Genomic DNA, 22,778 nt, shown 5'->3' on the forward strand with positions numbered 1-22,778 from the left:
AACTATGACAGAAAAATATGAAGTATTGCGGTTTATTGGTGTGCCAGTTGACCAAGATGATTCTGGCAACTATCAAATCAAGTTGGATGCCAACGGTGATTTCAAATTGCATGAATGGAGAATCGGTAAACATACCAAAGGTAAATTTCGAAATATTGGACAAGTTTTTTTAACCGAGAATCAGATGCGGGTTGCAATTATTGCTTCTTTTAAGGTATCCTTTAAAAAACGCCATCACTTTACCCCAATGGCACGATTCTTGAGCGATGATGTCGACTCAGAGATTGTGAAACGAGCTAGGGTTAAGCTAACAGGCGATAAATAAGGGGTTAAAAGAATGTTTGAAAGAATCAAAAATATGAGTAATACCGCTAAAGGAATTATTCTTGCGGGATCAGCTTCTGTTTCTTGGGGAATTGCTGGGGTTATTACTCAATTTGTTTCACAAAATGAGTCAATTCCAGCTTCCTGGTTTTTATCTGCTAGAACTTCTGGAGCAGGATTAATCTTGTTAGCAGTTAGTGCTTTAGTTTATCGTGGTCGAATTTTTAATATTTTCAAAAGTTGGAAATCAATTATGATTTTGATTGCTTATGGATTATTTGGATTAGCTGCAAATATGGGTAGTTTCTATGTAAGTATTCAGAATGGTAATGCAGCTGCGACTACGATTTTGCAATATTTAGCACCGCTATTCATTGTGTTAGGAAGTTTTATTTTTCAACATAAAAAGCCAGTTAAAATGGATTTGGTAGTTTTCGTAATTGCCATTGTGGGAGTTTTCTTATCGATTACGAAGGGCGATATTAGTCAGTTGTCAATTCCAATGGACTCATTTATTTGGGGGTTGATTTCAGGGGTAACCGCTGCTTTGTACGTTGTTCTCCCTCGTTCTTTAGGAAAAGATAATCCACCAATTGTGGTTATGGGTTGGGGAACTTTGATTGCAAGTATTGCCTTTAACCTTAATCATCCAGTTTGGACCAATGTTCCTCATCTTACTAGCGGAGCAATTTTAGGTGTTTTAGGAATTATTTTCTTTGGAACATTATTAACTTTCTCAACTTTAATTTACGCTTCCCGCTTTACTTCTTCAGAAGTTATTAGTCTGATGGATGCATTGCAGCCAGTTTCAACCTTTATCTTAAGTGTCATTTTCTTCCATGCAGCTTTGAGTCTTGCAGAAGTAGTTGGAGCAATCTTAGTTATTCTGGCGATTTATCTCTTACAGTATTCACAACGAAATGATCCAACTGAATTAAATTTATAAAAACAAACTAAAGTAAAGACCTTCACGACTTAGTGAAGGTCTTTATTATCGTTTTTAAATAGTAGTTTAAAACTAACGATGGAAAGGATGAATTGAAAATAATGAATAATAACAAAGGAGTATCGTTGTTAGGGCTGACGATGCTGGTGATTAGTGCATCAATCGGAGCTGGAATTTATAATGCTAGCGAACAATTAGCGGCGGTCTCGACTCCTGGTCCCGCCCTTTTATCGTGGTTAATTACAGGGATTGGAATTTTTGGACTAGCACTGAGTTTAAAATCACTGAGTGAAACCAACCCAGATTTAAATGGAATGGCTGAATATGCCCAAGCAGGTTTTGGAAATTTTGTTGGTTTTATATCAGGATGGGGTTATTGGTTATCATCATGGGTTGGCAGTGTAGCATTTGCAACGATGATGATGTCAGCCGTTGGTTATTTTTTGCCAGCCTTTCGATCTGGAAACTCAATTCCCGCGATTATAGTGGCATCAGTTATTTCATGGTTATTAACGTTTTTGGTAATTAATGGAGTCGAAAATGCAGCGTTTATCAATGTTTTTATTACTGTAATTAAATTAATCCCTTTGGCAGCCTTTGTATTACTAGGGATTGTGATGTTTAAAGCTCACGTTTTTACAGCTCATTTTTGGCAAAATTTTACAACTAACTTTACATATACCAAAGCAACTCCAAAAGGAATTTTTGATCAAATTAAGGGATGTTTAATCACCATGATGTGGGTTTTTGTTGGGATTGAAGGAGCCACGATGATGGCTGGCAGAGCACGTAAAAGATCAGATGCGAGTCGCGCTACCATCATTAGTTTTATTTCATTGTTGATTATTAATGTTGTCATTTCAATGTTGCCATATGGATATTTGAATCAAGCACAACTAGCGCATGTTAGCAATCCTGCTTTGACTTATGTAGTTGAGGATATGATTGGACCACTAGGTGGAATATTAGTCAGTCTTTCATTAATTATTACTATTTTTGGATCATGGTTATCATGGACGATGCCGCCTGTAATTGCGACGTCACAAATGGCAGAAAAAGGGATGTTGCCGCATTGGTTCGGTCATTTAAACCACAAAAATTCACCTTCACATTCACTTTTTTTAACTCAAATCTTGTTGCAGTTGTTTTTAATTTCGTTAGCATTTTCCGATCAGGCGTATAATTTTGCAATTTCATTGTGTACAGCCGCCATGGTAATCTGTTATTCGCTAGTAGCGGCTTATCAAATCAAGGTTGGTCACCAACATCGTTCTTTTAAAATGATGTTACCAGGAATAATTGCCCTTGTCTTTGAGGTAGTAGGAATTACATTTGCGGGACTTCAATATCTCTGGTTGTGCTCAATTGCTTACGTTTTAGGGTTTGTTTTTTACATTAAGGCAGCCAAAGAAAATCAGCGTCCCATTAACAAAAAAGAATGGCTATTGATGATTTTAGTAACCGTGATTGCAATTCTGGCAGTGGTTGAGTTAGCACTAGGAAAAATTAGTTTATCTTAATAAGTTTTTAGCTCTAAATGAAAAAAGTGCTGTATACTGGATAACAATAAATTGTTAAGGATGTTTTTACCATGCAAACAAACAAGAAATATTTGAAATGGATTATTGCTGTACTTATAAATTTGTTGTTGATAGGTTTATTAATCTTACTTGGTTTTAATTTGTATAATTTAAATAAAAATCAGCAAAAATTGAGTAATGCACAAACTAAATATAGTATGTTAAAAGATTCGTACGATGGGATGAACACTAATGATGTGACTTACCAAGAAAACTTAACTTATCAAAATATGAAAACAATTGCTAAAACCAACAATGATTCATTGACTGATAGTATGAAAATTATTTTTGGTAATTATCCGACGGTTCCTAAAAATGAAGCGGCCGTTACTAAACTAACCAAAAATTATATGACAAAAGCTGATGCTCAAGCCTTGCTCGGTTCAGTAAATCACTATACACGGTTAAATGATATTAAAATTTATAATTATAGTGATGAAATGTCAAAAAAAGAACACTATTATTATTCCAATGTCACAGTTACTTATTATGGAAGACGAGGAAATCATCTTCATACTAACCACTACTTGTTTAAGGTTACTTTGAACCATCAAGATTTGAATTCTGATAAGATTCGGTTCCACTTAATCAGAAGTTTTAGAGGTGATCGACGTGCTAGATAAAATTAAAAACATATTTAAAAAAGCTAATTTAATTATTACTATACCAATTATTTTGGTTGTTCTTTTAGCAATTGGAAATGGTTATTTAATTTACCAAAACCATCAGGTTACCCAAAAAATTGCGATACAAAACAAGGCGATTGCTAAAACAAGTAAAGATTTTACTAAAAAGTATAAAAAAGTTGCTAAAAATGCAAAACAAGAATTTAAAGCAAAGCACACTAACCCGTTAAATCAATAAAATTTGAACAAGTTATAAATTTATATTATAATCATAACAATTAATTGGTTCAGAGAAGCCAAATTGAATTAAATATGAATTTAATTGAAATGGATCATTCTCTATACCAGGGATGGTCCATTTTTTAATAAGTAATTAATAATTATGGAGGTAATAATGGAAAAGCCGCTGATGATTGCATTAGATTTTTCTGATTTAGATCAAGTACGCCAATTTTTAGCTCAATTCGAGCGGACAGACCAATTAACCGTAAAAATTGGAATGGAATTATTTTATCATTATGGACCAGCCGTGGTAACTACCATTAAACAAGCTGGGTGTGATATTTTTTTGGATTTAAAGTTATTTGACATCCCTCATACCGTTGAAAAATCAATGGAACAATTAGGCGCATTAGGAGTTGATTATGTAACTGTACATACTTTAGGTGGTTTGCAAATGTTGCAGGCAGCCCAAAAAGGGTTATCTAATGGAGCTGCACATGCTGGTTTAACTAAACCACATTTGTTAGGCGTCACTGAATTAACTTCAATTTCAGAACAAGTTTTAAAAGAACAGCAAAATTGTCGTTTAGATATGGACGATCAGGTTGTTTCCTTAGCCAATTTGGCAAAAGAAGCTGGCTGCGATGGAGTAATTACTTCAGCTTTAGAGTTATCAGCTTTAGTGCAAAAAGTAGGTACTAATTTTGAATATGTGGTTCCAGGAATTAGAATGCACCAAGATGCAACTGGAGACCAAAGTAGGGTGGCTACCCCAGAAACTGCTCGAAAAGATGGCGCTTCAGCCATTGTAGTAGGGCGTCCAATCACTCAGAGTAATAATCCTGAGCAAACTTATCAACGCTACTTAAATAATTGGACATTAAAATAAAATCAAGGAGAAAAAATGACTAATTTAGAAAATCAAATTTTGAACCAACTAGTTGAGAATCAAATTGTGCAGTTAAATTCTGAACAAAACTTTCAATTTGCTAGTGGAATTAAATCACCTATTTATACTGATTTACGTTTGACGGTTTCATATCCAAAATTACGCACCATGATTGCTAAAGCACTTACAGAATTAATTAAGCAAAAGTATCCTGATGCAACAGTGATTGGGGGAGTTGCTACTGCCGGGATACCCCACGCAGCGTTAGTTGCTAATAATTTGAATCTTCCAATGATCTATGTGAGATCAAAACCAAAGGACCATGGAACTGGAAAGCAGATTGAAGGAATTATCAAATCGACTGACAAAATCGTTTTAATTGATGATTTAATTTCAACTGGAGGAAGCGTGATTCAAGCAGCTCAAGCAGTTCAAAAAGAGGGATTTAAGGTTTCTGGCATTGTTTCAATTTTTTCTTACGGATTTAAAGATGCAGATGACAATTTTAAACAAGCCGGCTTGAATTTTGCACCGTTATTAACTTATGTTAAATTAATCAAAGAATTATTAGATTCAAACGTAATTAATCAAGAAAAGTATGATTATTTAAGTAAATGGCATCAAGACCCATGGGCTTGGAAATAAATTGTTACAACAAAAAGAAAAATTATCAAGATGTTGCTATTTTGTAAACTAGATGTAACAATCTTGTGCTATCATGAAGGTGTTTAAAACTTAAAAAATGATTAAATTTTTAATTTCTATAAAGAGGGGATTTTAATATATGAACAAGTTTACTAAAGCACATAATAAAATGGCTCTAGCAACTGGCGAGACTAAAACCAGAACCAAATTGACAAAGTCAAAACATGGCTGGCTTAAAATCGCAATGGGTATTACCTTTGCTTCAACTTCATTATTTGCAGTTGGACATACTACTCATGCCGAGACACAACCAAGTGTTCAAGCTAATGTTGTTAGTGCAACCACTAATAATGATAATAATAAAACTTTAGATGCAACAAAGACTGATGCAACCCAAAATACAGCAGACCAGACAACTGATGCTACAGCTACCAAAGGGGATGTAGCAAAAACTACTGACACTACTAAAGTTGATGATAGCCAAGCAACTCCTGCTAAGACTGATAATGATCAAGTAAATTCAGATACAGCAAAATCTGCTGCTAATGAAAGCACAGCAGATAAAACTACTGAAGCAACTAAATCATCAGATAGCAACCAGTCAGCTGCTTCAGTTCAAACTAACCAACCAAGCCAAGCAGTTGACACTCCTGCTAAAGCAGATACGCCAGTTAAAACTACTGACGATAATCAAAATGCTGCCCCAGCATCACAAACAACTGCTCCGGTTTCTAAAGCAGCCGTTCAAACTACAGATGCAAAGGCTGACGATAGTAACAAAGTTTCATCAGACAAACAAACAGATGAAACTAAAGCAGCCAAAACTGACGATGTAGCAACTGATAAGACTGCAGACGCTACTAAAGCAGATGACAGTCAAAAATCAGATGTTAAAACTACAGATGCAAAGGCTGACGATAGTAACAAAGTTTCATCAGACAAACAAACAGATGAAACTAAAGCAGCCAAAGCAGATGATGTAGCAACTGATAAGACTGCAGACGCTACTAAAGCAGATGACAGTCAAAAATCAGATGTTAAAACTACGGATGCAAAGACTGACGGTAGCAACCAAGTTTCATCAGACAAACAAACAGATGAAACTAAAGCAGCCAAAACTGACGATGTAGCAACTGATAAGACTACTGATACTGCTAAAGCAGACGACAGTCAAGAATCAGATGCTAAAAATAATGACGATGTAAATGATAATGATGAATATCAAATTACTGATCGTCTTGGTGATGAGTCGGACGAAGATAATTCTGCTGCAATGGCATCAGCTCAAGCTGCACTTGCAAGCTTAAAGAGCCAAAGTCCATTTATGGTATTGGCTGCAAACAATAGTAATACTGCTGGCATGACTCCTGCTTCCGGTACATATACGCTTTCAGGAACTCAAAATGTTCGTGACGGTGCAGGAACTAACTACAATATTACTGGACAATTAAATGCTGGGGATTCTGTCAATTATGATGGAACAAAAAATGCTGATGGTTATACATGGGTTCATTACCAAAACTACGAAGGATTAGATCGTTGGGTAGCTCAAATTGCTAGTGCAAATACTAGTCACCAAGCATTTATTAGTTCACTTTCTGCTGGAGCAATTGAAACTTGGAAAAAGTATGGTGTACTTCCAAGTGTTTCAATTGCACAAGCTATCGTTGAAAGTGCGTGGGGTCAATCTGCTCCTGGTAATAACTTGTTCGGTATCAAAGGAAGTTATCAAGGACAATCAACTACACAAAAAACACAAGAGTATCTTAATGGACATTATGTAACTATTTATGATCAATTTAGAGCATATCCTAGCTATACAGAAAGTATTCTTGATCATGGTAGTTTCTTAGCTGTCAATTCACGTTATGCTAACTTACTTGGTAACCGTGATTATGCACAAGTATGTTCAATGCTTCAAAGTGATGGATACGCAACTTCACCAACTTATGCTAGTACGTTAATTAGTGTTATTAGATCAAACAATTTGAGTCAATATGACCAAAATCTTGATAATCCAACTCAGGGTGCAAACAATCCTGATAACGGAAGTACTAACGTTGTTCCTGCTAATGGAACCTGGACATTTAGTACTGATACTAACGTAAGAACTGCTCCAAGTCTTTCTGGATCCGTCGTTGGTATGGAAAATACTGGTACACAAATTACTTATGATGGTTTAGCAGATAATAGTGGCTATACTTGGATGCGCTTTAAAGATGCTTCTGGTGCAGAACGTTATGCAGCTCAAATTGGTGCAAATGCTGATGTTCCTGCAACCCCAGCTCCAGAAACACCAACTGCACCTACAGCAAACAACAATGGTGGCGCAACAACTAACAATAGCGGTTCATATACCCTTTCAGGTACTCAAAATGTTCGTGATGATGCTAGTTTAAATGCAGCAATCACTGGTCAATTAGAACCAGGCTACACAGTTAACTACGATGGTACTAAGGATGCTGATGGTTACACATGGTTACACTATACTAACTATGCTGGTGCAACTCGCTGGGTAGCTAATATGGGTTCTACTACTCCTGCACCAACTGCACCTGCAGCAAATAATAATGGTGGCGCAACAACTAACAATAGCGGTTCGTACACTCTTGCAGGTACTCAAAACGTTCGTGACGGTGCAAGTTTAAATGCTGGTGTTACTGGTCAATTAGAACCAGGTTACACTGTTAACTATGATGGCACCAAAGATGCTGATGGCTACACATGGTTACACTACACCAACTACGCTGGTGCAACACGTTGGGTAGCTCAAATTGGAGCTTCAACTGCAACACCCGCAGCACCTGTAGCCACAACTAATAATAGTGGTTCATATACTCTTGCAGGTACCCAAAACGTTCGGGATGGTGCAAGTTTAAATGCTGGTGTTACTGGTCAATTAGAACCAGGTTACACAGTAAATTATGATGGCACTAAAGAAGCTGACGGCTATACATGGTTACATTACACAAACTACGCTGGTGCAACTCGCTGGGTAGCACAAATTAATGCTGCTACGCCTGCTACAGCTCCTGCATCATCTGCAACCATGACTAACAACAGTGGTTCATATACTCTTAGTGGCGACCAAAATGTTCGCGATGGTGCTAATTTAAACGCTGGTGTTACCGGCCAATTACATGCTGGTGACACAATTAACTACGATGGTACTAAAGAAGCTGATGGTTACACATGGTTACACTACACTAACTATGCTGGTGCAACTCGCTGGGTAGCTCAAATTAATGCTGCTCCTGTTGCAGCTCAGACTTCCACATCTACAGTTAATACTCAAGGTGGAAATTATACCCTTAGTGGTAATCAAAATGTTCGTAGTAGTGCCAACGTTGGTAATAATGTAACCGGCCAATTACATGCTGGTGACACAATTGCTTACGATAAGACACAACAATCCGATGGTTATACATGGTTACATTACAATAATTATGCTGGACAAGATCGTTGGATTGCTCAAATGGACAGTATTCCTGCCACAACTGAATTAGCAGTTTCAAATAGTTCTGTTTCACAACAAGCTCTTAAGATTGCTACTTCATTGGCTGGTACTAAGTATGTTTACGGTGGAAGTAATCCACAAACTGGTTTTGACTGTTCTGGATTGATTTACTATGCTTATCAACAAGCTGGTAAAACTTTGCCTAGACATGCTGCTGGTCAATATGGTGCCACTACTCGTATTAGCAAAGCCCAAGCTCAACCTGGTGATTTAGTATTTTTCCAAGATGGTTCAGGAATCTATCATGATGGATTCTACCTTGGAAATGATAAAATGTTAGACGCTCAAAACAGGGGTGTTGTCTATAACGACTTACTTTCGTACTTCAGTGGTAGTGTTTACTTCGGTCGTGTAAACTAAAATTAAATTTTAATTGAAAATTGAAAAAGGGAGAACCCACTTAAATTGGAAACAATTTGAGTGGGTTCTTTTTTTGAAAATAATTTTAACAAGCAATAAAACATCGGTATAATGGAAATATAAACTTTTTCGATGGAAGGATCTAGAATGAAAGAATCCGATTATCATATTGATATACCAACTAAAGTAGTTGAATATTTGAACTTAAAACCCAATGAGCCAATGAATTTAATTGTAGAAAAAGATGGAATATCCTTGGAAAAAGCGGATACTGCTCAATCAATGAGTTGGGACTTTTCCAGTTTATGGAGTATTATTCCAACAATTTTAACTAGTATCATCTTTTTTATTTATTTTTCATTGGAAAAAAGAAGTTCAATAAAACTAACGGGAAATTATTCAATTGCTACTGCTACAATTGTCTTAGGTCTCATTTCCGGAACTATTTTATTTACAATCTTTTTAATTAAAGCTCGCAAAAGTTCTGTAAATCTTACCTATCGAAATATCTATTGGCGTAATTTTCCAACAATTATTATTTCTTTTGCAGCGATTCTGCTAATTTTCCTACTAGGTATTTTTTGGGTCTTTGCAAGAGTATTTATGGGAGTTACTTTTGGAATTTATACTTCTACAATGATTTTTTTGATTTTTGATTTAATTATTAATACTTTCATGATTAATATTGCGGATAATATTACACCAACAGTATTGGTAGATTTGTTGGCAGTAACAATTATTGGCGGCTTGATTATCTCAATGCTTGCTAATAGTAATCGACATTGGTGGCGTCACAATATTAGCTTTTTGGGAACTGCTAAGGCAACTGATAGTTGGCAGTTTAACTTAACCTTTATTTTTGCAGCGTTGTTAATGGTAGCGTTGGTTGATTATCTTTTTGTATCAATTAAACCTCTCCATCGCCCTAAAATACCAACTTTTATTTTAAGAGTTCTATTAACCCTAATGGCGCTTGATGCACTTGGAGTGGGATTAATTTCCAATAATCGTAAAATTCCCTGGATGCATGTATGGCATGATCGTTTTGCTTGGGCAATGGCCTTTGATATTATTATTTTAATCGTTAGTATTAAATGGCTTTGGCCTGGAATTTCTCATCGATTTTTACGGGCTTCCAATTTAATGGGAGTAATGATTATTATAGCGAGCGTGTTATTTAAAAACATTCATTACTTCTCTTTGACTGCTTACGAAATTTTTGCTTCGGCTTTAGCTTTTTCATGGATTATGATGTTATTTCAGTATATTTTAAAAGCGATTAATCAAGGAACACATCAATTTATTGTAAAAGTAAAAATTAATAAACCAATCAAATGAAATTAAATGGTACAAGATTTATAATACAATTGGAGGTGTTAATATGAGTCTTAATGTAAAATCAACTGTAAAATTAAATAATGGTGTAGATATGCCACGTTTTGGACTTGGCGTTTGGAAGAGTGATAACGCTACTGCTACTCAATCTGTTCGCTGGGCTTTAGCACATGGATATAAAGCAATTGATACAGCTAAACAGTATGGGAATGAAGCAGGTGTTGGCGAAGGACTTACCAAAGGTTTAGCTGAAAATGGACTAAAACGTGAGGATGTCTTTTTAACTACTAAAATTTTTAATGGTGATGAGGGTTATCAATCAACGCTGGATGCTTTTGAAGGACAACTAAAACGACTCCAAACAGACTATGTTGACTTAGTGTTAATTCACTGGCCTGTTACTGATAAATATAATGAAACTTGGCATGCATTAGAAAAAATTTATCGTGAAGGTAAAGCTCGTGCTATTGGGGTTTCAAACTTTGATATTAACCGTTTACGTGATTTGATGAAACATGCTTCAATTAAGCCGGTATTAAATCAAATGGAATTTAATCCATTAGAACAAGAAACTGATATTCGGGCCTTTTGTTCTAAGCATAATATTGAATTAGAGGCTTGGTCTCCACTTGGTCATGGTGAAGCTTTAACTAATCCTCAAATTGAAAATTTAGCCAAGAAATATAACAAATCAACTGCTCAAGTTATTATTCGTTGGGAATTACAAAGTGGTATTATTACGATTCCTAAATCAACGCATGAACAATATATTATTGAAAATGCCGATGTTTATGATTTTGAATTATCTGATGATGATATTGCCTTAATTAATGGATTGAATCTTGATAAACGTTCAATCTGGTATGGGGACTTTCAATGGAATGGTAATCCTGATGGTAATGTTGATGCTGTTGACCAATGGGATAACTAATTTTTATGAAATGAAGAGTGCTTCAATTATGAAGTGCTTTTTCTTTTAGTTTAATAGTGATTAAATTTTTGTTAAAATTGAAAAGAATGGTTTATATCACAGATGGAGGAATGTTTTATGATAATAAAAGCTTTAAAAGACGGTTACGAAACCGTTAAAAAGCATTTTGGTGTAATTTTAGGAATGTGGTTACCAGTTTTAATTGTTTCGTTGTTTGGTGAAGGGTTATTAAATTCGGCTGGTAGTGGATTTCTCTCTATGACTAATCCTGGTTTTTATCTCTTTTTAACTTGTGTTACTTTGATTTTGGGCACTTTGTTCACCGTTTCATTTCAATATGGATTGCTTAAGAGTGATCAAGACGGAAAGTTTGAATTTAAGCGTGCTTTTGTAGCATTTGACGGTTTAACTTGGATTGGAATTATTGTGATTTCATTCTTAGTGGGTCTGATTGGCTTTTTATTTATCTTTTTCTTTGGATTACTGGCTGGGGGATTTCTTTTCTCGGCAGTTACTGAAATGAATTATGCAATGATTGCTGTTGCAGCTGTAATTGCAATCATTGGAGGTTTAGCATATCTTTTCATTGCTTTAAGTTTATACTTCGTTTTCTTTACGTATTTTACTGATACTAAAGGAACTGACGATGGGATTTTCAAAGCTTTTCCAAAGACTTGGAAGCTAATGAAAGGACACAGATGGCAATTACTTGGTTTATTAGTAATTGAATGGTTAATTGAACTAGTAGTTGCGATTGTTTTAGGTATGTTATCAGCAATTGTCATTTGGCTTGTATTAATGATTACTTCCTTTGGAGTGAAAGTAGCAGTTGGAACGATTTTAGGATTATTAGTAGCTATAATCGGAATTGCTGCTTTTGTTTCTTTGACTTTATGGTTTAGTATGACAAGTGTTAAATTTTTCGAATCATTGAATAAATAAAACAAAAACTTACCTAATGGGTAAGTTTTTGTTTTTAGTAGTAAGATTATAATGTTAAGATTATTGATAATGTGATAAAATTGACTGGTATTGTATTGATAATTAAATTATGGAGTGATAAAAATGGCTGAAAAAGCAAATAAAGAACAAATTTTAGCAGAAATCAAAGAAATTGTTGAAGATCAAACAGATATTGATCCTAACAAAATAACTTTAGATGCTAGTTTTAAGGATAACTTAGAATTAGATAGTTTAGATATTTTTGAAATTGTAGATGCTCTTGAAGACAAATACGATATCGAAATTGATGGCGACGAAAATATGCAAACTGTTCAAGATTTAGTTGATTTTGTTGCTCAAAAAATTGATGAAAACTAGTTTTATTTGATTGGGGGAGTCGCACTTGCTTAAATTTAAAAGTGGAAGACTCACTGATTTACAGTATCAACCATACTACAGAACACGCGGAATTGAAAAGCAGCCTAAAAAGCAGCAGACAGTTGTTGGAAAGTTATTACTTGCTAAGTTATTAGGTTTACCAGCTGAACAAGTGCTTGAAAATGACGGGATTGATTTTGGTCAGCATGGGAAACCATATTTTAAAGATCAGAATGTTTATTTTAATATTTCTCATTCTGATAACTTAGTCCTTGTTGCTATTTCCAATCAACCTTTAGGGATTGATTTGGAAAAGATTAAGCCATGTTCTTTAGAACGATTGGGTAACGCATTTACAGTTGGTGAACTTGCTTATCTTAATAAATTCAAAGAACCACGAAAATCAGAACAAATTTTGCGACTTTGGACGATAAAGGAAGCAGTTTTAAAAGATTTAGGAATTGGTTTGTCTGGTAAACCTAAATCAGTTAATGTTGCTGTTCCGCGAATGGATATAGCAGATCGTGATGGACAACAGTTTAGAATTGATTTCTTAGGTGTTGATCCACAATATATTGGTACGATGGCTAGTAAAATTTAATCAAATTAAAAGAAACTTCTAAAATGAGAATTTAGAAGTTTCTTTTTGTATAATTATCTTTTGTGGGTCTGTTCACGATCAGGTCCCACAGAATACCAGTCGATTGGAACATTAACTAATTTTTCGACCGTTTTAATATAGTTTTGAGCATTCTGAGGAAGTTGTTCAAAAGTTGTACAGTCTGTGGTATTTACTTTCCAACCAGGTAATTCTTGGTAAACTGGCTGACATTGATCTAAGACATCTAGATTGGCAGGATAATAATCAATAATTTTGCCGTTTAATTCATAACCGGTACAAACTTTGATGGTCTCAAGTTCATCTAACACATCAACACAATTCATAGCTAAACTGGTTAATCCTGAAACACGTGCAGCATGACGTAAAGCTACGGTATCAAGCCATCCGATTCGACGAGGACGTTTAGTAACAGTTCCGTATTCATGAGCAGTATCACGGATATGATTTCCAATTTCATTTAATAATTCTGTAGGAAAAGGACCTTCCCCAACACGAGAAGTATAGGCTTTGCAGACCCCAATTACATCTGTGATTTTAGTCGGACCGATTCCAGCCCCAACTGCAGCACCACCAGCAACGGGATTTGAAGAGGTAACGTATGGATAAGTTCCGTGATCAATGTCCAACATAATGCCTTGGGCACCTTCAAATAAGACATTTTTGTCATTGGCCATTTCATTAATAATCATTGAAGTGTCAGTGACATATTTCTTCATTTGCTGACCGTATTCTTTATATTCTTCGTACATTGTTTCAAAATCAAGTGGGGCAACTCCATATAATTTGGTTAATAGTTGGTTTTTTTGTCTTAAGGTTTCTGATAAGATTTTTTTCAAACTTTCAGGATGAATTAAATCTGCGACTCGAATACCAACTCGAGCAATTTTATCCATATAGGCAGGACCGATACCTTTTTTAGTAGTTCCAATTTTATTAGCTCGATCTTTTTCACTCAATTCATCTAATAAAATATGATATGGCATAATTACTTGAGCTCGAGAAGAAATCCGAAGATTATCAGTTGTGACCCCGTTGTCGTTTAAATATTTCATTTCTTTAAATAAAGACTTGGGATTTAAAACGACTCCATTTCCAATTATTGCTAATTTATCAGAGTAGAAAATACCAGAAGGTAAAAGCTGCAGACTAAATTTGTGGTCATTGAAAACAATGGTATGACCAGCATTGTCACCACCTTGGTATCTTGCAATTACATCTGAATCTTTACTGAGGTAATCAACAATCTTGCCTTTGCCTTCATCACCCCATTGACTACCAACTACAACTGTTACTGACATATATGCACCTCGTTAATTTTTTTTACCACATGCAAGTTTAACAATCTTATGCACTTAAATCAAGAACTTAAGTAATTTTATTTTAAACAAAGTTCGTGTTTTGAGATTAGGTATTTTAAGTCGTTTTCAATGTTAGTTTTATTGACAAAAAAACCGAACGGTCGGTAAAATAAGAGTTAATTGATTAGTAAAATCAAAAAATAGGTGGATAAAATGTTGTTAATTAAACAAGTATATATCGAAAATGATGCAACCAAAAAGGATATTTTAGTTGCAGACGGTAAAATCAAAGCAATTTCTGAACATATTGATGAAAAACAAGCTAATGATGTCTTGGATTTAGATGGGAAACTGGTTATTCCGCCATTTGTTGATTCACATGTACATTTAGATTCTACATTGACGGCTGGAGAACCAGAATGGAATGAAACTGGTACTTTATTTGATGGGATTAACATTTGGTCTAAACGAAAACAAATGCTGACACAAGCAGATGTGAAGAAACGTGCTATTAAAACTTTGAAAAATCAAGCGAGTCATGGAATTCAGTTTGTGAGAAGCCATGTAGATGTGACTGATCTGTCTTTTACAGCCCTAAAAGCTTTACTGGAAGTACGAGCAGAAGTTGCTGATTTTATTGATTTACAGTTAGTTGCTTTTCCTCAAGAAGGAATTTTATCGTTTCCAAATGGAAAAGAGTTAATGGAAGAAGCAGCTAAAATGGGTGTAGATGCAATTGGTGGAATTCCTCATTATGAATTTAACCAATATTATGGTCGTGATTCGTTAATATTTTTAATGAAATTGGCGGAAAAATATAATAAATTAGTTGATGTTCATTGTGATGAAATTGATGATCCAAATTCACGTAATCTAGAAGTTTTAGCCACCTTGGCATACGAATCAGGAATGAAAGATAAAGTAACTGCTAGTCATACTGTTTCGTTAGCTAGTGTGAATGATGCTTATGCATACAAATTAATGCGACTGTTAGAGATGTCGCAAATTAACATGGTGGCTAATCCGTTAGTTAACATGCACTTGGGTGGTCGCTTTGATACCTATCCGAAACGACGTGGTTTAACTCGAGTAAAGGAATTACTAGAAAATCACATTAATGTTTCGTTTGGTGAAGATGATGTGAAAGATCCCTGGTATCCGATGGGAAACGGCAATATGTTAGATGTGTTATACGTTGGTATTCTAGCAAGCGGATTAATGGGATATCATCAAATTTTAGACTCTTATCGATTGATTGGAGCAAATGGGGCTAAAACGTTGCATGTGAATGATAGGTATGGAATTGAAGTAGGGAAGCCAGCCAGTTTTTTGGTGTTTGATACTGACAATTTCTATAATGAATTAAATGAACGTAAGACAATGTTATATTCCATAAAAAATGGGAAAGTACTAGTGAAAAATCATCCAGCAACAACTGAAACTCATTTAAAATTAAAATAATAATTTAAGTTTCTTATTTAAAAGGAGACAGACTGTGACAAAAGATTATCGAATTGAAAGTGACACGCTTGGAAAAGTGAAAGTTCCTAAAAATGCTTTGTGGGGTCCACAAACGGAGCGTAGCCGTCATAATTTTCCGACTGGCCCATTAATTCCAGAACTGTTAATCAGAGCGCTTATTAGTATTAAAAGCTGTGCAGCACGTGTAAATGCTAAAGAGGGAATACTTGATCCAGCAAAAGCAAAATTGATTGAAACAGCAGCTCAACATTTATTAGATTTACCGACTAAAAAACTAATGCAAGATTTTCCTTTGCATGTTTATCAAACTGGATCTGGTACTCAAACGAATATGAACGTCAATGAAGTAATTTCTCATGTTGCTTATCAAATAAATGATGAGATTACGGTTGTGCCGAATGATGATGTCAATGAATCGCAAAGCTCAAACGATACGTTTCCAACGGCGATGAACATTGCTGGAATTGAAGCCATTAAACAGTTAATTCCAGAGTTAGAATATTTGATTCAGGTATTGGAAAAATTAGAAAAGCAGTATTGGGATGTGGTTAAAATTGGAAGAACACACCTTCAAGATGCCACTCCAATTACTTTTGGACAAGAAATTTCGGGATGGATTAGTACTATTAAACATGATTTAGAATTTATTCAGTTAAATGCTAAAGGACTTTTAGAACTTCCAATTGGTGGTACAGCAGTTGGAACAGGTTTGAATACTCATCCTGGGTTTGATCAAGCAATGGTAACTGCTTTAAGTGAAAAATATGATTGCAATTTTAAAGTAGAAAATAAGTTTTATGGATTAGCATCACATTCAGCCCTAGTAGTCACGCACGGAGCGATTCGGACGTTAGCAACCGATTTAATGAAGATTTCAAATGATATTCGCTTTTTAGCTAGTGGTCCGCGAGCAGGTTACGGTGAAATTACGATTCCGGCTAATGAACCTGGATCTTCAATTATGCCCGGAAAAGTTAATCCAACACAAACCGAGGCAATGACAATGGCAGCTGCTAAAATTATGGGAAATGACACAATCATTGAGATTGCGAATAGTCAAGGTAATTTTGAGATGAATGTTTATAAGCCACTGATTATTAGTACCTTTTTAGAATCAGTTGAATTATTGACAGGATTATTGCCGAATTATACTGACAAGATGATCAGTGGAATCAAAGTAAACCAGCAGAAAATGAAGCAACTAGTTGATGAATCATTGATGACAGTGACTGCTTTATCGCCCCACATTGGTTATCATAATTCAGCTAAAATAGCACAACAGGCTTTGAAAAATGACACTGATTTACGAACTGCAGCAATCAAATCTGGGTACTTAAATGGGAATCAATTTGATGAGTGGGTAAATCCGTTGAAAATGACTAATAATAAAAGAAAATAAAAAAATAAACTGCCGAATTAATTAATTCGGCAGTTTATTTTTTGGTTACTATTTAGTTGTCGTTTTTATTAATATCATCTGATGATTGGTCGAGTTGTCCACGTTTATCACGTTTAACCATTTCGGCAACCAACATTCGGTAACGAGTACGATACATGTTATATTCTTTTTGTGATCTTTGCATGTTATGTTCAGTATCTTGAATTTGTTTAATTAATTCTTTGTTAGTATAACCAGCCAAATGCATTTGGAAATCCAAAGTTGAATTATAAGCATTGGATAGCGATTGGTAACCGTGCCTAGTAGCTTTGGTAACTCCACTAGCAAGATTTTTGAATGATGGGTGGTCACTAAGATCACTAATATAATCCATTAATGGATTACTAATGGTACGATTCCAGTAAGAGATTAGTGGGCCGGCAAAGAAAGCTACCACAATAGAGGCAATTCCAACAGGACCGTGAACAATTACAGCTAGAATTAAGAAGCACATATCCTGAGCAACCCGGGCTGTTTTATACTTACAGTGTAAACGAGTGGAAGCAATTGGAGCAATTGCATCATAAGGTGCAACTCCTAAATCTGGTGCCATGTATAGCGAGCTCCCAGCTGTAAATAAAAGTAATCCAATAATTAAGTTGGCAATTAAAACAATCACAGTTGCTTTTCCAGGGAAAAGTTGATGGTAGATTGCAGAAAACCATTGAATTTCAAATCCGACCAGTACCATGTTCATGATAGTTCCAATACCAATCTTTTTTCGATCTAAAAAGAAAATAAAAACAAAAATTACAAAGTTAGCCGCTAATTGGTAAAGACCAAGAGAAGTATGTAAAATGGCAGCCATTCCTACGTTAACGGCAGTAAAGGGATCAAGTCCCAAAATAGGAGAAGTTTTTAAAGCAGCTGCTCCCATTGACAAAATAGCAATCCCCAAGAACGACATCAGAGTTCGTAACGAAATGTTAACCGTCTTACCTAAGAATGAGAGGTTTTTGGGCTGTTGCGGTCCTTGGTTATCAGTATTGGTTTGTTGTTTATCCATAATTAATAATTCCTTTCGATAAAGTTACATCAATACTTTATATTATATCATAATGTAAGCAAAAATTAATTTTAGTCCAATGACAGTTTTTAATTATTTTATGCATAATAAAAGCATCTCCGAGTTTAATTTATTTCTTTAGGAAAAATTATCGAAGATGCTTTTGCATTGTAATTAAATTTTAAAAGTAAATTATTTCCAATCTTTTTTTGTAGAAGTCATTCCAATTCCAGGATTAAAAGTATTGGTAGGATCGTTTTCTTTGTAATGATTAACGAGACTAGCAGGAGCATGATATAAATGTCCAACATTATGTTCTGCTGGATAAAGAGCTCCTCTCTCATCAAAAATTTCAAGCATTTCTGTTTTTAATTTATGGGCATCAACGCCTTTTTTTAAAATATAGTCTTGATGCATTACATGGTCTAAAAAGTGTCCATAATATAATTTATATTGAATTTGATCATCAATTGATTTAGGGAGTTTTTCAAACCAGTTGGTTTCATTTCTTGGTAGGGCAATGTCCAATGGTAGAATCTGAATATTATCTTTAGGATGTGTTTTTTGATAACGGATTGGAACGGCAGCTGCAACATAACGATGAGTGGCTGCAACTTTAGCTTCTTTAGGGGTACATTCAAAATAATCACCCTCATTTTTGGGGTCTTGGAAAAACTTTTTGAGATATTGGCGTGTTTCTGCAATCCCTTGATCTGCAACTTTTAGCTGTAAATAATGATCATATCGATTACGAAATTCTTCCATTCGCTTTGGTAGTTGATCTGGGAAAATTTTGCTGATGTCTTGTAGCATTCGATCAGTAAAATTAGGTTTGAAAGTAGGAATATGATGTAAAATGCGTTCGGTAACAGCTTGAGTATGAAATAAAAATGGTAATGGTTTAGTCCCAAGTGTATCAATTACCATGAGCGAATCTTTACCATATTTTTTAGCTAAATCATAAGCTTCCCGGTGCATGTATTCACCAGAAATTGGTAAATATTTAAAGTCAGTTAAAATATGTCTTCTTAAACGTTCTAATACAGCAGGATCGTTAGTTCCAATGTAAAAGACTTTTTCATCTTTTGGTTTTGGATAGGTATCTAAACGGACCGCAAAAGCTACTAATTTGCCCGCTGAGCCTGAAACTTCGTAAAGTTCTTGAGGGTCAGCATTATATCGAGTTGGTGAAGCAGCTTCTACGTCTCTAACTCGTTTTTCATAATCACGGTTATGGCCAACACGATTGTTATCATATTTAATATCTTTATCTGAGTAATTATGGTTTTCCAAATTGGTCAGTATTTCTTCGGGGGTTGTACCTAAATCAATGCCTAAATGATTAACTAGATGTAACTCATTATTTTTATCGATTTGGGCATAGAGTGACAATTCTGTATAAGCTGGTCCTCTTTGAATTAGAGCACCACCTGAATTATTGTTAATGCCTCCAATAACAGTTGCCCCAATATTAGAAGATCCAATTACGGAATGTGGATCACGATCAACTTTGTCTAACCGACCTTCTAATTCATGAAGGGTAGTTCCCGGAAATGCAATAACCTGTTGATTATTATCAATTAATTGGATTCCTTTAATTCGCATGGTATTAATTACAATTACGTCACGGTCATAACCGCTGTCAGTTGGAACTGATCCCTCAGTTAAACCAGTATTAGCTGCTTGCATAATTACAATTAAATTATTTTTATGAATAATTTTTAATGTCTGCCATAGTTCCAACAATGTTTTAGGTCTAACAACTGCTAAAGCATTTCCATGTCCAGATCGATAACCTTCACGATATGGCTCAGATCTTTCTTTTGAGGTAATGACATTGTTGGAGCCAACGATAGTTTTTAAATCTCTTACAACTGACATAAAGTTAACCTTCTTTTCCGATATTATTAGAAGTTTTAGATTAATAATCATGGTCATTATAACACTATTGAAAACGTTTTCAATGAGAAAGGTAGCATCTATTTATTCAAAAAAATATAATGAAAAATCAAGAAATTAAGTAGTGAATAATTTTAGCTTTTATATTATAATTTTAATTAGCTGAGTAGTTGCTATTAAAATGTTAGTTAAATGGAGGCTCTTTGTGGAATTAAATAAATTAACTCAAAAAGATATTTTAGCTCTTAAAAAGTGGCGTTCTCATGAAAAGAAAATGAGTTATGTTCACGAGTTGATTCGTCTTGGCAAAATCAGTACTTTAAAATTAACCGAAAAACAAATTTTTGCCTTTATGCAGACCAAATTGAAATATTAATTTGAAGAAGCGAAGCGGTTCTTTAACCGACTTCGTTTTTTCTATTTATATATAATGGTGTTACTCATTATCTTATTTGTAACTACTAGATTAATTACTGCTAAAAGTTGTCAACTAGGCATTTGAACTACATAATTAGTGCTTTGTTTCATACCACAAATTGAAAATAATCATTTTTTTTATGAGAATGAAATGGTGAAGAAAAATAAACTAATATTTGTTTATAGGAGTGAATACTATGGCTGTAATGAATGCAAAAGAAATTATGGAGTTAATTCCAAATCGTTACCCAATTTTGTTTATTGACCGAGTTGACGAAATGGAACCAGGCAAGTCAATTGTGGCCACTAAGAATGTCACAATCAATGAAGAATATTTTCAAGGACATTTTCCTGGGAATCCAGTTATGCCTGGTGTTTTGATTATTGAGTCAATGGCACAAGTAGCATCTATTTTAATTTTAAGTTCACCAGAATTTGAAAACAAAACAGCTTACTTAGGCAGTATTAAAAATGCCAAGTTTAGAAAAATGGTTGAACCAGGCGATGTTTTAACATTTAAGGTTACCATGGATAAAATTAGAGATCACGCTGGCTTGGTTTCGTGTGTGGCTTATGTTGGCGATGAAAAAGCTTGTGAAACTAAATTAACGTTTATCGTTGATGAAAAAGAAAGAAAATAGAAAATGAGTAGCTTTGCGATTAAAGCGGTTGCTAAATCCGTTCCGCAAAAAGTTGTTACAAATGATGATTTAACTAAAGTACTTGACACTTCTGACGAGTGGATTAAAAGGCGAACGGGAATTTCACAGCGACATATTGCTGTAAATGAAAGTAATACCGAAATGGGAGCCAAAGTTGCCAATCAATTGCTAAAAAAAGCTGGAGTGGCTGCTGATGAATTAGATTTTATTATTGTGGCCACCATGTCTTCTGATTATCAAACACCGTCCACGGCTGCTAGTATTCAAGGAATAGTTGGCGCACAAAATGCGATGGCGTTTGATATTAATGCTGCTTGTTCTGGGTTTGTTTATGGATCAACGGTGTTAAATGCTTTGCTAACTGGGAAACCCGGTAGCAAAGGAATTATTATTGGTGAGGAAAAGCTGAGCAAGTTAGTTGATTGGCATGATCGTTCAACGGCGGTTCTTTTTGGCGATGGAGCTGCAGGAATGTTGGTTGAAAATGACGGGAGTTCCTCACAGATTTTGGCAGAAGATTTAAAAACTTATGGTCAATTAGGTTCATCATTAACAGCGGGACATTTCCCAGAAGAAACGCCCTTTGGTAGCAACGAAAAACAAGTGTCTCCATACTTTAAGATGGATGGACATTTAGTTTATAATTTTGCGACGACTAAAGCACCAGATTCAATTCAACGGGCGCTTGATCAAGCAGGATTACAAGCCGATCAGATCAAATTTTTTGTAATGCATCAAGCTAACGAAAGAATTGTGAAACGAGTAGCAAAAAAGTTATCATTATCAATGGATAAGTTTCCATTGAATATTAGCGAGTATGGAAACACTGCTGCGGCTAGTGAGCCTTTATTATTAAGCGACCTAGTGGACAAAGGAAAAATTAAACGCGGGGATTATCTTGCTTTAACTGGTTTTGGCGGAGGATTAACCGTTGGAACTCTGATTATTAGATATTAAATTACACTACATTTATAGGAGATATTATTATGACTGAAAATAACCAAACTGAAATTTTAAACAAAATTAAAGAAATTGTTGCTGATCAAACTGACGATGTTAATGTTGATGATATTAAGATGGATACTAACCTTAAAGATGGATTGGATCTTGATAGTTTAGACATCTTTGAAATTGTTGATGCACTTGAAGATGAATATGATATTGAGGTTGATAGTGACGAAGGTATCGAAACTGTTCAACAATTAGTTGACTATGTTCAAAACAAAGTTAACGAAAAATAATCTGGTTAGAGGTGGATA

22 protein-coding genes are annotated in these 22,778 nt (G+C 34.9%); 19 read left to right on the top strand and 3 right to left on the bottom strand.

Annotated features, from left to right (window positions below):
- Positions 1-4: 4 nt before the first annotated feature.
- The 13 genes from AC0GLR_RS00925 (at position 5) to AC0GLR_RS00985 (ending at position 13,296) form a co-directional block, all read left to right on the top strand.
- Positions 5-325 (top strand): DUF7671 family protein, encoded by a 321-nt coding sequence (locus AC0GLR_RS00925; protein WP_495604954.1) that lies wholly within the window; start codon positions 5-7, stop codon positions 323-325.
- Positions 326-337: 12 nt separating this feature from the next.
- Entirely contained in the window at positions 338-1,270 is a 933-nt protein-coding gene (locus AC0GLR_RS00930) for a DMT family transporter (RefSeq protein WP_495604955.1), read from the top strand.
- Between the two features lie 101 nt (positions 1,271-1,371).
- The gene (locus AC0GLR_RS00935; protein ID WP_495604956.1) at positions 1,372-2,790 is read left to right on the top strand and encodes a basic amino acid/polyamine antiporter; all 1,419 of its coding nucleotides are present in this window, start codon (positions 1,372-1,374) and stop codon (positions 2,788-2,790) included.
- A gap of 71 nt (positions 2,791-2,861) precedes the next feature.
- Positions 2,862-3,473, top strand: coding sequence for a hypothetical protein (locus AC0GLR_RS00940; protein WP_495604957.1), 612 nt, complete (start codon positions 2,862-2,864; stop codon positions 3,471-3,473).
- Positions 3,463-3,714: a hypothetical protein gene (locus AC0GLR_RS00945; RefSeq protein ID WP_495604958.1), complete on the top strand. Its 252-nt coding sequence runs from the start codon at positions 3,463-3,465 to the stop codon at positions 3,712-3,714. Before AC0GLR_RS00940 ends, AC0GLR_RS00945 begins: the two co-directional genes overlap by 11 nt.
- A gap of 156 nt (positions 3,715-3,870) precedes the next feature.
- Entirely contained in the window at positions 3,871-4,587 is a 717-nt protein-coding gene (pyrF, locus tag AC0GLR_RS00950; protein WP_495604959.1) for an orotidine-5'-phosphate decarboxylase, read from the top strand.
- Between the two features lie 15 nt (positions 4,588-4,602).
- Positions 4,603-5,232: an orotate phosphoribosyltransferase gene (gene pyrE, locus AC0GLR_RS00955; RefSeq protein ID WP_495604960.1), complete on the top strand. Its 630-nt coding sequence runs from the start codon at positions 4,603-4,605 to the stop codon at positions 5,230-5,232.
- Positions 5,233-5,371: 139 nt separating this feature from the next.
- A complete protein-coding gene (locus AC0GLR_RS00960; RefSeq protein ID WP_495604961.1) occupies positions 5,372-9,109 on the top strand; it encodes an SH3 domain-containing protein in 3,738 nt (1,245 codons plus the stop codon).
- A gap of 147 nt (positions 9,110-9,256) precedes the next feature.
- The gene (locus AC0GLR_RS00965) at positions 9,257-10,447 is read left to right on the top strand and encodes an AbrB/MazE/SpoVT family DNA-binding domain-containing protein (RefSeq protein WP_495604962.1); all 1,191 of its coding nucleotides are present in this window, start codon (positions 9,257-9,259) and stop codon (positions 10,445-10,447) included.
- A 43-nt stretch (positions 10,448-10,490) separates the two neighbouring features.
- Complete coding sequence (locus AC0GLR_RS00970) at positions 10,491-11,375, top strand: aldo/keto reductase (RefSeq protein ID WP_495604963.1); 885 nt, start codon at positions 10,491-10,493, stop codon at positions 11,373-11,375.
- A gap of 117 nt (positions 11,376-11,492) precedes the next feature.
- A complete protein-coding gene (locus tag AC0GLR_RS00975; RefSeq protein ID WP_495604964.1) occupies positions 11,493-12,317 on the top strand; it encodes a DUF975 family protein in 825 nt (274 codons plus the stop codon).
- A gap of 123 nt (positions 12,318-12,440) precedes the next feature.
- Complete coding sequence (locus AC0GLR_RS00980; protein ID WP_495604965.1) at positions 12,441-12,695, top strand: acyl carrier protein; 255 nt, start codon at positions 12,441-12,443, stop codon at positions 12,693-12,695.
- Between the two features lie 25 nt (positions 12,696-12,720).
- Complete coding sequence (locus AC0GLR_RS00985; RefSeq protein WP_495604966.1) at positions 12,721-13,296, top strand: 4'-phosphopantetheinyl transferase family protein; 576 nt, start codon at positions 12,721-12,723, stop codon at positions 13,294-13,296.
- Positions 13,297-13,349: 53 nt separating this feature from the next.
- On the opposite strand, the gene AC0GLR_RS00990 is transcribed toward AC0GLR_RS00985, so the two are convergent.
- Entirely contained in the window at positions 13,350-14,615 is a 1,266-nt protein-coding gene (locus AC0GLR_RS00990) for an adenylosuccinate synthase (RefSeq protein ID WP_495604967.1), read from the bottom strand.
- Between the two features lie 216 nt (positions 14,616-14,831).
- Here AC0GLR_RS00990 and codA point away from each other — a divergent pair, with 216 nt between their 5' ends.
- Together codA and AC0GLR_RS01000 are read left to right on the top strand one after the other, a co-directional pair.
- The gene (gene codA / locus AC0GLR_RS00995; protein ID WP_495605394.1) at positions 14,832-16,076 is read left to right on the top strand and encodes a cytosine deaminase; all 1,245 of its coding nucleotides are present in this window, start codon (positions 14,832-14,834) and stop codon (positions 16,074-16,076) included.
- A 34-nt stretch (positions 16,077-16,110) separates the two neighbouring features.
- Positions 16,111-17,496 (top strand): class II fumarate hydratase, encoded by a 1,386-nt coding sequence (locus tag AC0GLR_RS01000; protein ID WP_495604968.1) that lies wholly within the window; start codon positions 16,111-16,113, stop codon positions 17,494-17,496.
- Between the two features lie 52 nt (positions 17,497-17,548).
- Here the strand turns inward: AC0GLR_RS01000 and AC0GLR_RS01005 are convergent, their stop codons facing one another.
- Together AC0GLR_RS01005 and dld are read right to left on the bottom strand one after the other, a co-directional pair.
- Entirely contained in the window at positions 17,549-18,541 is a 993-nt protein-coding gene (locus AC0GLR_RS01005) for a YczE/YyaS/YitT family protein (RefSeq protein WP_495604969.1), read from the bottom strand.
- A gap of 192 nt (positions 18,542-18,733) precedes the next feature.
- Entirely contained in the window at positions 18,734-20,422 is a 1,689-nt protein-coding gene (gene dld / locus AC0GLR_RS01010) for a D-lactate dehydrogenase (protein ID WP_495604970.1), read from the bottom strand.
- Positions 20,423-20,645: 223 nt separating this feature from the next.
- Between dld and AC0GLR_RS01015 the strand changes: the two genes are divergently transcribed.
- From AC0GLR_RS01015 to AC0GLR_RS01030, 4 genes are all read left to right on the top strand, one after another.
- Positions 20,646-20,816 (top strand): hypothetical protein, encoded by a 171-nt coding sequence (locus tag AC0GLR_RS01015; protein WP_495604971.1) that lies wholly within the window; start codon positions 20,646-20,648, stop codon positions 20,814-20,816.
- A gap of 238 nt (positions 20,817-21,054) precedes the next feature.
- A complete protein-coding gene (gene fabZ, locus AC0GLR_RS01020) occupies positions 21,055-21,498 on the top strand; it encodes a 3-hydroxyacyl-ACP dehydratase FabZ (protein ID WP_495604972.1) in 444 nt (147 codons plus the stop codon).
- A 3-nt stretch (positions 21,499-21,501) separates the two neighbouring features.
- Positions 21,502-22,476 (top strand): beta-ketoacyl-ACP synthase III, encoded by a 975-nt coding sequence (locus tag AC0GLR_RS01025; protein ID WP_495604973.1) that lies wholly within the window; start codon positions 21,502-21,504, stop codon positions 22,474-22,476.
- A 29-nt stretch (positions 22,477-22,505) separates the two neighbouring features.
- Entirely contained in the window at positions 22,506-22,760 is a 255-nt protein-coding gene (locus AC0GLR_RS01030) for an acyl carrier protein (RefSeq protein WP_495604974.1), read from the top strand.
- Positions 22,761-22,778 lie beyond the last annotated feature (18 nt).

The sequence above is a fragment of the Fructilactobacillus sp. YLN 2412 genome (assembly GCF_059488745.1).